Annotated in this window: 10 protein-coding genes, 1 tRNA gene and 2 rRNA genes; 3 read left to right on the top strand and 10 right to left on the bottom strand. The window is 54.2% G+C overall.

Annotated features, from left to right (window positions below):
- Positions 1–357: 357 nt before the first annotated feature.
- The 4 genes from AB1E33_RS08715 to AB1E33_RS08730 all read right to left on the bottom strand — a co-directional run bounded on the left by AB1E33_RS08715 (position 358) and on the right by AB1E33_RS08730 (position 4,703).
- Entirely contained in the window at positions 358–1,077 is a 720-nt protein-coding gene (locus AB1E33_RS08715) for an alpha/beta fold hydrolase (protein WP_372576877.1), read from the bottom strand.
- Positions 1,074–2,615 carry an ABC transporter permease gene (locus tag AB1E33_RS08720; protein ID WP_372576878.1) on the bottom strand — a complete coding sequence of 514 codons (1,542 nt, stop codon included), beginning with the start codon at positions 2,613–2,615 and terminating at the stop codon, positions 1,074–1,076. Before AB1E33_RS08720 ends, AB1E33_RS08715 begins: the two co-directional genes overlap by 4 nt.
- Positions 2,612–3,667, bottom strand: a complete 1,056-nt coding sequence (locus AB1E33_RS08725; RefSeq protein ID WP_372576879.1) for a quaternary amine ABC transporter ATP-binding protein — start codon at positions 3,665–3,667, stop codon at positions 2,612–2,614. The genes AB1E33_RS08720 and AB1E33_RS08725 overlap by 4 nt, the downstream gene beginning before the upstream one ends.
- Positions 3,668–3,737: 70 nt before the next feature.
- The gene (locus tag AB1E33_RS08730; protein WP_372576880.1) at positions 3,738–4,703 is read right to left on the bottom strand and encodes an ABC transporter substrate-binding protein; all 966 of its coding nucleotides are present in this window, start codon (positions 4,701–4,703) and stop codon (positions 3,738–3,740) included.
- Between the two features lie 275 nt (positions 4,704–4,978).
- Between AB1E33_RS08730 and AB1E33_RS08735 the strand changes: the two genes are divergently transcribed.
- On the top strand, positions 4,979–5,857 hold the full coding sequence (locus AB1E33_RS08735) for a LysR family transcriptional regulator (RefSeq protein ID WP_372576881.1): 879 nt from the start codon (positions 4,979–4,981) through the stop codon (positions 5,855–5,857).
- Between the two features lie 52 nt (positions 5,858–5,909).
- On the opposite strand, the gene cuyB is transcribed toward AB1E33_RS08735, so the two are convergent.
- Both cuyB and cuyA read right to left on the bottom strand, forming a co-directional pair.
- The gene (cuyB, locus tag AB1E33_RS08740) at positions 5,910–6,623 is read right to left on the bottom strand and encodes a cysteate racemase (RefSeq protein WP_372576882.1); all 714 of its coding nucleotides are present in this window, start codon (positions 6,621–6,623) and stop codon (positions 5,910–5,912) included.
- Between the two features lie 3 nt (positions 6,624–6,626).
- Positions 6,627–7,640 carry a D-cysteate sulfo-lyase gene (gene cuyA / locus AB1E33_RS08745; protein ID WP_372576883.1) on the bottom strand — a complete coding sequence of 338 codons (1,014 nt, stop codon included), beginning with the start codon at positions 7,638–7,640 and terminating at the stop codon, positions 6,627–6,629.
- Between the two features lie 123 nt (positions 7,641–7,763).
- Here cuyA and AB1E33_RS08750 point away from each other — a divergent pair, with 123 nt between their 5' ends.
- Positions 7,764–8,672, top strand: coding sequence for a LysR family transcriptional regulator (locus AB1E33_RS08750; RefSeq protein ID WP_372576884.1), 909 nt, complete (start codon positions 7,764–7,766; stop codon positions 8,670–8,672).
- A gap of 224 nt (positions 8,673–8,896) precedes the next feature.
- Here the strand turns inward: AB1E33_RS08750 and AB1E33_RS08755 are convergent, their stop codons facing one another.
- Entirely contained in the window at positions 8,897–9,460 is a 564-nt protein-coding gene (locus AB1E33_RS08755; RefSeq protein WP_372576885.1) for a hypothetical protein, read from the bottom strand.
- A gap of 460 nt (positions 9,461–9,920) precedes the next feature.
- Here AB1E33_RS08755 and AB1E33_RS08760 point away from each other — a divergent pair, with 460 nt between their 5' ends.
- A complete protein-coding gene (locus tag AB1E33_RS08760; protein ID WP_372576886.1) occupies positions 9,921–10,670 on the top strand; it encodes a hypothetical protein in 750 nt (249 codons plus the stop codon).
- Between the two features lie 129 nt (positions 10,671–10,799).
- On the opposite strand, the gene AB1E33_RS08765 is transcribed toward AB1E33_RS08760, so the two are convergent.
- The 3 genes from AB1E33_RS08765 to AB1E33_RS08775 all read right to left on the bottom strand — a co-directional run bounded on the left by AB1E33_RS08765 (position 10,800) and on the right by AB1E33_RS08775 (position 14,241).
- Positions 10,800–10,876 (bottom strand) — tRNA-Met (locus AB1E33_RS08765).
- A 161-nt stretch (positions 10,877–11,037) separates the two neighbouring features.
- A 5S ribosomal RNA gene (rrf, locus tag AB1E33_RS08770) occupies positions 11,038–11,152 on the bottom strand.
- A gap of 217 nt (positions 11,153–11,369) precedes the next feature.
- Positions 11,370–14,241, bottom strand: a 23S ribosomal RNA gene (locus AB1E33_RS08775).
- Positions 14,242–14,363: the final 122 nt, after the last annotated feature.

Here is a 14,363-nt window from a genome sequence, read left to right on the forward strand (position 1 = left end):
ACTTGAGTGCCGAGCGGACAGGAGGGAGGGATTGACGGCGGAGACCCGCAATCGACAATTCCCGTACAGTGTTGCAGATCAATTCACAACTAGAGCAACCTCAGTGGTATAGTTTGATTGCAGATGGATGCCGGTTGGAGTGCTTGCCAATTGTAGGAAGATCAATCTGCTTGCGCAAAAGCTCTTGACTGAGACAGAACCGTTACCGAAGTTCTGACCCCAGTGTTGAATAGACCTTATGACGCCGATGTAAACTCTCAATCAGTATGCGCTCGTAATGCGCGGGGCATATCAGGCTTGTGCAGCAATAAACGTCAGTGACGAACTTCTGAGTGATTCCTTCAGAGAGGAAACTCCTCAGGTTGCGAAGAAATCGCGCAGGACTTCGTTAAACATCCCGGGCTTCTCCAAATGGGTGGCATGTGCACAATCAGGTATGACCGCAAGGTTGGCGTCAGGAATGGATTGCCATAATTGTTCGGTTTGGCTCCATGGATAAGTACGATCCCGGTCGCCCCAGATCACCAGTGTTCGGGATTTGATACCCGCCAAGCGTTCCGCACCACTCCAGCCTTCCATCGCGTCGAGCCCAGTTAGCATGGCTTGCAGGCTGCATTGCTCCGCGATTGCAGCACAACCCTCATAGGCCGCAGCATTCTCGCGCTCCAGAAACCAGGTTGCCGCAATGCGTCTGGCCGTGGCCCTTGGTCCGTCTGTTTTGACCCTATGCCTTGAGGTGCTGATCGTCTCGAACCGCCCGGGCAAAACCCCCATGGTGCCAGTGCCATAGAGCACCAAACGGTCAATGCGTTCGGGTGCGCGGGCGACCATTTCCTGTACGATCATCCCGCCCATCGAGTGGCCGATCAGGTGGAACCTTTGGATGCCTCTTGCCAACAATTCTTCCAGCGCCCACTCGGCGAAGCCCGCAATGCTACCGAAGGTTTCGAGCTGCGCATTCTGACCAAATCCCGGCAAGTCCAGGGCGATGGCGCCGAATTTTGCCAGAGCTTCGGCCTGCCCCTGCCATTGCCGACTGCCGCCCAAAAACCCATGGACAAATACAATCGGTGTCATTTGCGCCCGCCCTGCACGATACGATCAAGGATCATTGCACAGAACAGAATCGAGAAACCGGCGAGAATACCCTGGCCCACATTGGCATATTGCAACGCTTCCAGCACGTCTTCGCCCAGTCCTTTGGCCCCGATCAGCGAAGCGACGACGACCATCGCCAGTGACAGCATAATCGTTTGGTTGATCCCTGCCCGGATCGACGGGCTTGCCAGTGGCAAATCGACCTTGGTGAGCAGGTACCACTTGTTGGCACCAAAGCTGATCGCCGCTTCGCGCACGCTTTCGGGCACACCACGCAGGCCAAGAACCGTCAGGCGCACGACCGGCGTGCCGCCAAAGATCATCGTGACAACAACAGCCGCTGGTTTGCCCACGCCAAAGAACGCGATCACGGGTACCATGAAGACAAAGGCGGGCATAGTTTGCATGAAATCCATGATCGGCTGAATAAAGGCGTAAAACCGTGGGCGGCGGGCGGCGAACATGCCCAGCGGAATACCGATCACGATCGACAGGCATGCCGCTGTACCCAACAATGCCAGCGTGGTCATAGCTCCTTCCCAGAAACCCAGAAGGCCCATATAGGCCAGAAATGCCCCCGAATAGATCGCCGTGCTGATGCCTGCCGTCAACCAGGTCAGCAATATGATCAGGCTGGCGATCACGATCCATGGCGTCTGGACCAGAATGACTTCGAGCGCGTCTAGCAGCGCGCGGATGCCAAATGTCAGCCCGTCAAAGAAGGCCACACTATTGCGAACGCACCACGCGATGAACTCTTCCACCCAGGTGATACTGGTCAGGCGGATGTTCGGATCTGTGGGAAACTGGCTGAGTAGCGAAAACCGGCCGGGAAAACTATAATGCATCATAGCGGCTGTCACGATCAGCACCATGAAGATCGCGCTGAACACGATTTGTGACACCGGCATGGCTGAGCGGATCGAGCGATCCGACAACCAGTCAGAAAACCGGGCCTCAAGCGCCCAGTTGGCTACCTGTGACTGCACCGCTTTCACGATGATCAAGATGACAAGGCCCGTTAAAACAATAGTGGGGCCTTCGGCGGCCAACGCCTCGGCCTCTGCTCGGATCCCACCAATGTTTTCCTCAAGCGATTCTACGGTACGGCGATAGACATCGATCTTGTCCGAGTTGTTCTCGATCGCTGCGGCGAGCTGCTGGCGGCGCAATTCCAGCGTTCCTTCGATCGAGGCGATGCGCTCCATGGCATCGGCTGCAAGGTCGCCGAACAGTCCACGGGCGATCTGCACGAAAGCGATCGTTTCGAGGATCAGAAAGGGCAGCGCCCATGACCATAACCCGCGTGCGCCAAACCACACCGGGCCAAATAGCCCTGCCATCAGGTTGAAGGTTGGCGTGAATCGGGACGAGGCACCAATCTTGTCGAAATTGCGGATGTAATAGTCAGGGCTGGTGCGCACAAAGGAGCGGATGTTTTCGCGCCGCTCTTCAGCATAGGCCAGCGCAGCATCGCTTTCGGTATCTTCCAGTGGATTAACATCAGAGGTGTTCATGACACTTCGGTCCCTTCGATCACGGTGCGCAGCAGATCGGCGCGGGTAATCACGCCAATATCCACGCCACCGTCTTCGACCAGAATGGCGCTGCTGTTGTCGATCGCCAGATTAATGAGCGTGCTCAGGTTTTCTCCCTCATTGACGCGTGGCGCATCAGATGACAGGGGCCCATGGGCCTCGATATGTTCAGGGATGGGCCGCATGACTGCATGGGCGCGCACCACTTTGAGCCGTGAAATGCCCGCAACAAAATCGGCGACATAATCATCGGCGGGGTTCATCACGATGTCTTCGGCTGTTCCTATCTGCACCACCTTGCCATCGCGCATGATTGCGATCCGATTGCCGATGCGGACCGCCTCATCCAGGTCGTGGGTGATGAAGATCGTTGTCTTTTTGAGGATCTTGCTTAACCGGATGAATTCATCCTGCAACTGCCGCCGGATCAGCGGATCAAGCGCCGAGAATGGTTCATCCATCAACAACACGTCCGGGTTGGCCGCCAGTGCGCGGGCCAAACCCACACGTTGCTGCATGCCGCCTGACAGCTCGTGCGCGAATTTCGATCCCCAGGCACCAAGCTCGACAATGTCCAGAATGGCGGCGGCCTGGCGCATCCGCTCATTCTTGCTGACTTGACGGATTTCCAGCGGCATCGCGACGTTATCCAGCACCGACCGGTGCGGCATGAGCGCGAAGTTCTGAAACACCATGCCGATCTTGTTGTTGCGAAATTGCTGCAGCTCCTTTGGCCCCAGCGCCATCACGTCGGTGCCCTCTATCTCGATCTTGCCATCTGTCGGCTCAAGCAATCGATTGAAATGGCGGACCAAAGTGGATTTGCCGCTGCCGGAAAGACCCATGATGCAGAAAATCTCACCCCGGTTGACCGACAGGCTGACATCCGCGACGCCAACAACACAATTGTATTCGGCCAGAACCTGGGCCTTACTCAGCCCCTGGTCGCGGATCGCTTGCAGCGCGACCTCAGGTCGGGTTCCGAAGATCTTCCAGACATTCGAAATCTCGATAACGGTATCGTTGCTCATGGGCCCTCCAGAGGTCTGCGCTTGGGTGGCGCCGCCAGCCGGCACCACCCTGTAGTTTCTGGAAGCGGGATCAGAGGCCCAACCAAGCGTCCACACGATCGGGGTTGGCCTCGACCCATTCACGGGCAACCTCTGCCGGATCGCGGCCTTTGCCGCTGATCTCATAGGCGAACTCGCTGACGTCATCTGACGTCAATGCAAAGTTCGCGAAGAAATCGGCAATCGCCGGAGAGCGATCCGGAAGGGTATTGGACCATGCGATCTGAACGTTCTTCAGCGCGTCTTTGGTGGCGACACTGGAATTGGTGTACCAATCCGGGTCGTCAGAGGGCTGAACCATCACGTATTTTTCCGGATCAAATGTCGGCTCACTCAGCATCTGAACGTCGAACATGTACCAGACTGCGTGCGGCTTGTAGCAATAGAAGGCATAGCCTTCGCCTTTGGCGATGCTGTCCTTGATCCGCGCGGTCTTTACGCTTTCCTCTGCGCGCACCGGCTCGATGAAATCAAGCAAGCCATAGTCCCGCGTCTTGACCTCATTCACATTGGCCGAAGCCCAGCCCGGCGCGCCGATCCACATCTCACCCTTGCCATTGCCGTCGCTATCCATCAGCGCGGCGACATCCGGGCGCCCCAGATCGGCTATGTCGGTGATGTTGTTGGCCTCGCCAAAGTCCTTGCTGACGCAAAAACCCTGATTGCCCTCATAGGGGTTCGAGGACAGGGTAACCGTACCCGCCTCATCGACATATTTCTTGGTAAAGCTCTCCTGATTGGGCAGCCAGACATCGGGATGCACGTCGATGTCGCCCTTGCCCTGGTCCATCGCCTGAAAGATCGTGGCGTTGTTTCCCGGCACAAACTCAACCTTCCCACCAACGCGCATCTCCACAACAGCACCCAGCAGATGTGCAATGGCCTGTGCTCCGGTCCAAGATGGCACACCGATCTTGACCTCTTCGGCGGCGAGAGCGGGCATCGCATAGATGCCGACCGCAGCCGCGAGGCCCAGCGATTTCAGTTTGGTTCTCATGATAGTCTCCTCTGTTGAATTGCGCCCTATTTTGGCGTCGTTTTATCGGTCGTTCGATTTCCCCATCGCGCGATAGGTTCGTGCCAACTTGCCTCGTGCTGCAACTGCGGACAGAAGGCTGACATCGAGACAAACCGTCAGACCCTGTCTGGAAGTGTAGTTCAGGAGGTTTGAAAAGAGCCAATTCGAACATTTCATCAAACTATTCTTTTTATGCATAGTTATGGCTATATTTGGCCAATGCCCCCTTTTAGATTTAGGATCATCCATTGGATTTGAACTGGCTGCGCGATTTCGAATGCCTCGCCCGGACCTTGAACTTCACCCGTGCGTCCGATGAACGTAACATCACACAATCCGCGTTCAGTCGTAGAATCAAAGCGTTAGAAAGTTGGGTTGGGTTGCCACTGGTCAACCGCGCTACCTATCCGGTTCAATTGACAGAGGCAGGTCAACAGTTCCTGCCGGTCGCGCTGGCGGCGATCTCGCAGCTCTCGGAAGCACGTCAGTCGCTGCGGGATGCCGACCGGGGTGATAGTCGTTTCATTCGATTTTCGGTGCTTCACACGATTGCGGTCAATTTTCTGGCAACTCGGATCGAAGAGTTGCAACTGCAAATCCCCGATCTGCGCACTCGTGTACTGTCTGATTCCTTAAGCACCTGCTGCGATCTTCTGGTCGAGGGCGCAGTGGATATCCTATTGTGCTATTACCACCACTCAGTCTCGCCAATGATCGATGAAGGCGCCTTTGCGCGAAAGGACCTATTGAAGGATCGCCTATTACCCGTGGCCGCTGCTGAACCAGCACGGGCTATGGGCTGGGACCTGGCCAAACAGGATCGTCCGCCAATTCCCTATCTGGCTTATGACCGTTCATCGTTTCTGGGCATGGTTGTTGAAAACACTGTAGACCGGAAACCGCTGAATGCCGAGACGATCTATGTCGATAGTCTGGTCGAGACGATCAAACGGCGTCTGATGACAGGAAGCGGCTTCGCCTGGATGCCTGAGACCGCGATTTCAGCAGAACTTGATGATGGATTGCTGGTACCGATTGGCGATGATGCATGGAGCGCTACGCTAACGATTTCTGCCTTTTCCAATCCGGCGGCCTTTGATCAGATCGCGCACCAGTTGTGGGATCGTCTGTGAGCCATCAAAGCCGTTTTGAAGTGCTTGCCGCCCCCAACAGAAGTCGCGCCCGCTACTCTGTCTCGCCTAAGTGACCTGTTTGAGAAAACTCGATCATCGCGCGAACCAGAAGGTCGATCGTATCGATGGCATTGGCCTCTGCGGCAACGCTGTCGGCGATGAGCGAGAATTCCGAACAGGCCACGCATTGTAGGTCTGCCCCTGCTGCGGCAAGTTCCTTTGATGCCGCGCGCAGAGTTTCGCGCGCCTCAACACAGGGGCCGTCAATCTTAATCTTGCGGATTGCCGCCAGCATCGGATCATCGTCGGCGGGCCAGACGACCGATAGCCCCCGCACGCGCAATGCCGTTTCGATAAGACGGGTGCGGCGCATTGCGGGCGAGGCAAGCATACCGACACACCCACCCGATCCAATCGCCTTGGTGGCATGGTCTGCGGTTAGCTCAACCATGTTCAACAGCGGTATGTCCACTGCATCTGTGATCGCTTTAGCATAGTGATGCGCAGTGTTGCAGGGCATGGCCAGCGCCAAAGCTCCGAAATCCTGAAGGCGACGTGCCATTGCGGCAAGCGTCGGTCCCGGATCTTCGCCCGCGCCCTCGATCAGATGGGCAATCCGCGACGGCACCTGGGGGTTCATATCGATCAAAAGCGGAATGTGGTCGCGGTCATCGCTCGCTGGCACTGCCTCCACCAGCTTGCGCTGGAGGAGGCTGGTCGCCTCGGGCCCCATGCCACCAAGGATGCCAATCGGTCGCAGCATCATGGCTCAGACCGACACCCATCGGTTTTGGTGATCAAAAGCGAAGTCATAACCGCCGAGAGCCGCCGCGCCGCCAGTGTGCAGGAAAACGACCCGTTGATCTTTGAACTCACCCTTGCGTGCAAGATCGATCAGGCCCGCGGCACCCTTTGCCGAATAACACGGATCCAGAAGGATACCTTCCAGTTCGGCAAACATCTGGATCGCCTCTATGCCACTTGCAGTCGGCAGGCCATAACCCTCGCCCACATAGTCGGTATTGGCCATCACGTCTTCGCGCTTGACCACACCCGCGCAGCCCAGTTTATCAGCTGTTTTGCAAGAGAGGTCATAGACCATCTGTTCCTGCTTGGGCTGTGGTGCCCTTGTGCCTATGCCCAGCACGGGCACCTGCGCATTCATGGCGCACATTCCAGTGACCAGCCCGGCCTGAGTTCCCGAAGATCCGGTTGCATGCACCAATCGATCAATTTTCAGACCGCTGTCATTGGCCTGACCCAAAAGCTCAAATGCTGCGTTCACATAACCAAGGGCGCCGGTCGGGTTCGAGCCGCCACCGGGAATGACATAGACATTATGTCCCTCTGCCCGTTTCTTGTCGGCGGCTTTCTCCATCTCACCCGGCATGTCGTGGCCACCGGGAAACTTTTCCGTGGTCGCGCCATGCAGATGGTCAAGCAACACATTGCCATTGTTGTTGTAGTTGGCATCGTCATAGCCAGTGCGATCTTCCAGAAGGATGTGACAATCAAGCCCCAACTTGGCGGCAAACGCTGCGGTCTGGCGACCGTGATTGGTTTGCGTGGCCCCCTGTGTCATTACCATATCTGCTCCCTGCGCTTCAGCCTCGGCCATCAGGAATTCAAGCTTGCGGGTCTTGTTGCCCCCGGTCGACATGCCGGTGCAATCGTCGCGTTTGATCCAGATTTCGACCCCCAGCTCTTTTGACAGCCGTGTCATCGGTTCAAGCGGCGTAGGAAGATGGGCAAGATGCAGGCGAGGGAAGCGGGCAAGATGCATGGGATAGCTCCTAATATTGATTTTCGTCAACTTATCTCGCACGCAACGCCATTTGCTAATGCGAAATTTGACACCTACATTGCAAATATTGCATATTAAAACGAACTGCGTTATCTGCAATTCATGCGTCTTGAATGGATCGATGACATATTGGCCGTGCTTGATAGCGGCTCTCTGGCCCGCGCTGCCGAAAAGCGCTTGCTGACTCAGTCCGCCTTTACCCGCCGGGTGCGACTTATCGAAGACAATATTGGTGCGACGCTTTTCGACCGCCGCCGCAAACCTGTATCACTGATGCCAGGTGTGCAGGCACTGGAACTTGAACTGCGTGAACTCAGCACGCGTTTACACAAACTGCGACATACCTTGAAGACTGAGAGCGATCAGGCGGGCAAATCATTGTCCTTTGTTTGTCAACATGCACTCACTACAACCGTTTCGCCCAAGGTTGTCCGCGCTCTGACGCAAGATCGCGAAACCTCGGTACGCGTGCGTTCGGGGAATCAGGACGAATGTTTGCTGCAACTGATCTCGAAAGAGGTTGATTTTGCTATCATGTACGCGGTCCCAGATGACAGAATGCCCGAACCTGGAAACGCGTTTGAGGCCAAGACAATTGGGACGGATACCCTGATCCCGGTCTGTGCGCCTGCGTTGCGCACTAAAGCAACTGATGCAGAAATTCCAACGATCAGCTACCCGCCCGAAGTCTTTCTTGGGCAGGTTTTTTCTCGGATGATCGCGCCGCGTTTGCCCAAAGGTACGAACGCCTTGACCAGGGCCGAAACTGCCCTGACGCTGGCTGTGCTGCAATACGCCGTGGATGAAATCGGTGTTGCCTGGTTGCCCCACTCTCTGGTTGCAGCCCACCTTGCAGAGGGTAAGCTTTCGCGCGTTGACGATGTGCTGCCAGCACAGGCCCTGGCAATCAGGATGGTCCGTTTAGCAGAAGCTCAACCAGAGTATGGTGAAAAGTTATGGAAGAAGCTTGAACCAGTTGCAGCTTCTAGCTTTCCCACAGTATCTACCTGACCACGCAGCAAGCCGTATTTGAACTGGTCAACCTTGGCAACCAATGCCCGCGAGTCAGAGGGCGTTGCTACTTCATAGCAGCGTTGGTGAAAAGCGCTTTTAGGCTTCCCTTAATGGTATTTTCTCGGCTTCAAACTGCTCCGCAGTTAAATCACTGGAGTTCGTAAATACAATTGCATTGCTGGCAGTCAAATCTAAAATCATAATCTATCAGCCTTCAGCTTTCATTTCCGTTCATTGAGTTGATCAAAATAGTCACAGCGCCCTAAATAGTGATCTCGTCGATGAGGTGACTCATTTGGAGTTTCTGCAATAAGCCGCCGGTCATCTTCATTGCAGTGATGTGATCCAACTTTTAATTGATTTAGATAATACGTAACTGACCCGCCGTAGTAGTTGGAGACACTTGATAGGCCCTTTCGATCTCTCCACTCGGAAGCTGCTTCATATTCTGGGAAGTAGCTTAAGAAGCACTCTCCACCGAGAAATTCATCGGCATTGTATAGTATGACGCAGGTTACCTTTCGGCCAAGCACTAGGTAGCTCAACAATTCAGGTTCCGCTTCGTACCCCCACTGACGAACTCGTATGACCTTCTTTTCCGCTCCATCTTGTTCGAGATGTAACAGCAGCTGTCCTTCAGAAGTTACACCAATCACAGTACCTTCGACCCTAGGCAATTGTCTTGCTCTGGCTTCAAGTTCAGGAGTTACAGCATGCAGTTTTAGTGAAGAGTTAAACAGACTAAGCACTATCGCCAGTAATGCAATTAGAACCAAGTTATTCAATCTAGTGTTGATCTCCGGAATTCCCAAATCATCCTGGTGGTGATCGTCATGCTATCTCGGCTTCGCTGCCAAGCAAGTTAATTTCATTTTCGTCGCAAACAGCCTAACTAGTAGTTGGGATGGAGCTCGCGGCGCAGTCAACGAGAACAGATGATCGCGAAGGTTAGGGGACTTTCTATGCAGACTTGTCGCAACATGTAGCGCGCTGCCCTCACCACTTGGTTGCCCAATACGCGATCGTTGCGTTTCCGCCACGCCACCGAATGTCTTCCGCTTGCTTCCATCGCCATCACGCCAACGCAAAGAGCCACTCGAAGATGGTGTCTAATGTGTTGTTATTGTGTTTTAAATATTGATTGCATGAGCAGGGTATGAACCTACGACCGTTAGGTTTTGAGGTTGAAATCTGATAGCTCATGCGTAATCCTCTCAGGGAGTAACGTCGAAAAAACCCTATAGGATGATTAACATCAAATTATTTCTTCCTTTAGCTGTATATCTAGCCTGCTCATTTGGCTCTGCGGTTCATGCAGATCGGTATGCCCCCGCGCCGCCTGCCGATCACAGTCAGCCTTGGTGCGGGGGCGATATCCACATATCGAGGGCCGACACAATTCCATATCCTGAGGGCGGCATTGTTCAGGTCGGCCCCTATTTCTTTCGTGCCTGCCGAAGCAATCTGGCAGCAGCTCCCGATGGAAAGCGGGCGATACGGTTCTACTACAACCCGCGACGGGTAGACGGGCTGAGCTTCGACAAGGCTATGGTTGGGCTAATGATCAATGGCCTTTTCACGTGGGGAAAAAATTTTAACCCCTACGCTGAGCGCAGTAAATCTGTTGGATATAAGACAATCGGTAACGTCGAATACGAACTGCGGCAGTATTCAAGACCAAATGACGATACTTGGATAGGTCGCAAGTTCCTTGTTTACACCCCGAGTTCAGCTGCCGATCCCATCCCCCAACACGTCGTTGTCTGCTACAAAGAATTCGAGCGCCATCCAGCCGAATCCATGAACTGCTTCCTTCAAGTCGGTTACGATCAGATCTGGGGAAATCTGTTGTTTATTGGCGGCGGCCCGAATCTGAAACCCATCCCGCTTGAAGACTTTCCCAAATACGCTGAGGACATCTATCGAATACTTGAGACGGCGGACGTAACTGAGCGGGTCGAGAATGGCACAATTGATCTTCCGCGTTTGGATTGATCTTTGTTGCGTTTCCGCCACGGTTCCAACTGGCTCTGCTTGCTTCCACAGTGCTTCCAGTGCCGTCGTGCCAACGCGAAGAGCCGCCCTTGGGCGGTGCGTAATGCGTTGTTATTGTATTGTTTATTTTGGTTGCGGGAGTAGGATTTGAACCTACGACCTTCAGGTTATGAGCCTGACGAGCTACCGGGCTGCTCCATCCCGCGACACTTTATGTGACCTATCGCTTACGCTACTTGAGGTCTTTGATTGGTCTACCGGCTGTTGGGCTGGTTGAGACCATTCGTTGACCTATTGCTTGCGCTCTTTGAGGTCTGGGTCGCATACTGTTTGATCGTTTTGAGAGAGTGTTTTGAGTTTTTACCAGGTTTGGCGATGACCTACTCTCCCACGTCTTGAGACGCAGTACCATTGGCGCTTCGGTGCTTAACTTCCGGGTTCGGGAAGGGACCGGGTGTTTCACGCGTGCTATGATCACCAAACCGGGAAAAAACTCGTCGCTCTTTTTGCTCTGCAAAAAGGCGACGGGCAGGAGGCAGCGTATTCGCGAAGCGGATGCGCGTTCCTGCACGGTTGTATAATCAATCAACATCGCTGCTTGATGCAACGAAGTTATCCTTGGTCTAAGAAGTGTATGCTTTTGATTTGGCCTACCGCTTCGTTACTTGAGGCGGTGGGTTTGTCTTTCCATTACTGGATCAAATCAAGCCTATCGGGCGATTAGTACCGGTCAACTGAACGCATTGCTGCGCTTACATCTCCGGCCTATTGACGTGGTGGTCTACCACGGCCCTCAGGGAGACCTTGTTTTGAGGGGGGCTTCCCGCTTAGATGCCTTCAGCGGTTATCCTGTCCGATCATAGCTACCCTGCACTGCTGCTGGCGCAACAACAGGTCCACCAGTGGATCGTTCACCCCGGTCCTCTCGTACTAGGGGCAACTCCTCTCAAGTCTCCTACACCCACGGCAGATAGGGACCGAACTGTCTCACGACGTTCTAAACCCAGCTCACGTACCTCTTTAAACGGCGAACAGCCGTACCCTTGGGACCTGCTCCAGCCCCAGGATGAGATGAGCCGACATCGAGGTGCCAAACACTGCCGTCGATATGGACTCTTGGGCAGTATCAGCCTGTTATCCCCGGCGTACCTTTTATCCGTTGAGCGATGGCCCTTCCACTCGGGACCACCGGATCACTATGGCCGTCTTTCGACTCTGCTCGACTTGTCAGTCTCGCAGTCAGGCTGGCTTCTGCCATTGCACTCAACGAGCGATTTCCGACCGCTCTGAGCCAACCTTCGCGCGCCTCCGTTACGCTTTAGGAGGCGACCGCCCCAGTCAAACTACCCGCCACGCAGGGTCCCGGATCCGGATAACGGACCGCGGTTAGACATCAAGAGTGCGAAGGGTGGTATCTCAAGGGAGGCTCCACCGCGACTGGCGTCACGGTTTCAAAGCCCACCACCTATCCTGCACATCACAATCCTGATGCCAGTGCGAAGCTGTAGTAAAGGTGCACGGGGTCTTTCCGTCTAACCGCGGGAAGCCTGCATCTTGACAGGCAATTCAATTTCGCTGAGTCGATGTTGGAGACAGCGGGGAAGTCGTTACGCCATTCGTGCAGGTCGGAACTTACCCGACAAGGAATTTCGCTACCTTAGGACCGTTATAGTTACGGCCGCCGTTTACCTGGGCTTCAATTCAAGGCTCTCACCTCTCCTTTTAACCTTCAGGCACCGGGCAGGCGTCAGACCCTATACGTCGTCTTGCGACTTCGCAGAGCCCTGTGTTTTTAATAAACAGTCGCCACCCCCTGGTTTGTGCCCCCAGCCCCTAGTTGCCTAGGAACCGGGCCTCCTTCTCGCGAACTTACGGAGGTATTTTGCCGAGTTCCTTCAACATCGTTCTCTCAAGCGCCTTGGTATTCTCTACCAGTCCACCTGTGTCGGTTTAGGGTACGGTCTGATAGGAGGGCTATTTCCAGGAACCTCTCAGCAGCCCATTCAATCCGATAAGGATGAACTACCTCCGAGATCCGTCACCACTCCACGGCCTAGGAATATTAACCTAGTTCCCATCGCCTACGCCTTTCGGCCTCGGCTTAGGGGCCGGCTTACCCTGCTCAGATTAGCTTTAAGCAGGAACCCTTGGACTTTCGGCGAGAGTGTCTCTCACACTCTTTGTCGCTACTCATGTCATCATTCTCACTAGTGATCTCTCCACCGGATGGCTCACGCCCCGGCTTCATCGAAAAGATTTATATCTGTGCTACCGCCTATTCGGCTACTTGAGCACGTTTGACCGTGCCTCATAACCGGGTTGGCGATAATTCAGATAAAATCTTATGTCACACTACGCTCTGCTACCATGCCTTACGGCATCCTAGACTTCGGCTCATGGCTTGAGCCCCGTTACATCTTCGCCGCAGGACAACTTGTTTAGACCAGTGAGCTGTTACGCTATCTTTAAAGGATGGCTGCTTCTAAGCCAACCTCCTGGTTGTTTTGGTCGTCCCACCTGCTTTCCCACTTAGCCATGAATTGGGGGCCTTAGTCGTAGGTCAGGGTTGTTTCCCTCTCCACTACGGACGTTAGCATCCGCAGTGTGTCTGCCATCTAGTACTCCCGGGTATTCGGAGTTTGGTTAGGATCAGTAAGCCTGTGGGGCCCCATTACCCATCCAGTGCTCTACCCCCCGGGGTATTCGGATGACGCTCTACCTAAATAGATTTCGCAGAGAACCAGCTATCTCCGAGTTTGATTGGCCTTTCACCCCTAGGCACAGCTCATCCCGATCTTTTTCAACAGATGTGGGTTCGGTCCTCCAGTAAGTGTTACCTTACCTTCAACCTGGCCATGCCTAGATCACTCGGTTTCGGGTCTGATCCCACGAACTCATGCGCCCTATTAAGACTCGCTTTCGCTGCGCCTACACCTAACGGCTTAAGCTTGCTCGTGAGACCAAGTCGATGACCCATTATACAAAAGGTACGCCGTCACCCCGCAAGGGGGCTCCGACTGATTGTAGGCGTTCGGTTTCAGGTACTGTTTCACTCCCCTCGTCGGGGTGCTTTTCACCTTTCCCTCACGGTACTGGTTCACTATCGGTCAGCAAGGAGTACTTAGCCTTCGAAGGTGGTCCTCCGATCTTCAGACAGAATTTCACGTGTTCCGCCCTACTTAATACGTCCCTCAAAGCTTCCCATACGGGGCTGTCACCCACTATGGCTGCGTTTCCCAACGCATTCTGGTCACTTATCAGGCTCGGCTGGTCCCCGTTCGCTCGCCGCTACTAGGGGAGTATCAATTGATGTCCTTTCCTCCGGGTACTTAGATGTTTCAGTTCCCCGGGTTTGCCTTTATAACCCTATGTATTCAGGTCATAAATACCTGGTTATGCCCATTATTGATTAGCACAGCTAACAATAACAAACATTCAGGTGGGTTGCCCCATTCAGAAATCCATGGATCAAAGCTTATTCTCAGCTCCTCATGGCTTATCGCAGAGTATCACGTCTTTCATCGCCTCTTGCTGCCAAGGCATTCACCAAACGCCCTTCTCGCGCTTGATCTGATCCAGAAAAAGAAAGACTTGATATTGGCACTACCGCCTATTCGGCTGCTTGAGTGCGTTTGAGCGCACACAACCGAAGCTGCAATAGTAATCAAATCAATCGAGACCGCCCAGCTGGTA

Origin of the sequence: Ruegeria hyattellae (genome assembly GCF_041537925.1) — a bacterium.
In the GTDB taxonomy this organism is placed as follows: Bacteria; Pseudomonadota; Alphaproteobacteria; order Rhodobacterales; family Rhodobacteraceae; genus Ruegeria_C.

Excerpts from the sequence above, each read along its gene's own strand:
- AB1E33_RS08730 (WP_372576880.1), bottom strand. The coding sequence starts at position 4,703 with ATGAGAACCAAACTGAAATCGCTGGGCCTCGCGGCTGCGGTCGGCATC.
- cuyB (WP_372576882.1), bottom strand. The coding sequence starts at position 6,623 with ATGATGCTGCGACCGATTGGCATCCTTGGTGGCATGGGGCCCGAGGCG.
- AB1E33_RS08715 (WP_372576877.1), bottom strand. The coding sequence starts at position 1,077 with ATGACACCGATTGTATTTGTCCATGGGTTTTTGGGCGGCAGTCGGCAA.
- AB1E33_RS08760 (WP_372576886.1), top strand. The coding sequence starts at position 9,921 with ATGATTAACATCAAATTATTTCTTCCTTTAGCTGTATATCTAGCCTGC.
- AB1E33_RS08725 (WP_372576879.1), bottom strand. The coding sequence starts at position 3,667 with ATGAGCAACGATACCGTTATCGAGATTTCGAATGTCTGGAAGATCTTC.
- AB1E33_RS08720 (WP_372576878.1), bottom strand. The coding sequence starts at position 2,615 with ATGAACACCTCTGATGTTAATCCACTGGAAGATACCGAAAGCGATGCT.
- cuyA (WP_372576883.1), bottom strand. The coding sequence starts at position 7,640 with ATGCATCTTGCCCGCTTCCCTCGCCTGCATCTTGCCCATCTTCCTACG.
- AB1E33_RS08750 (WP_372576884.1), top strand. The coding sequence starts at position 7,764 with ATGCGTCTTGAATGGATCGATGACATATTGGCCGTGCTTGATAGCGGC.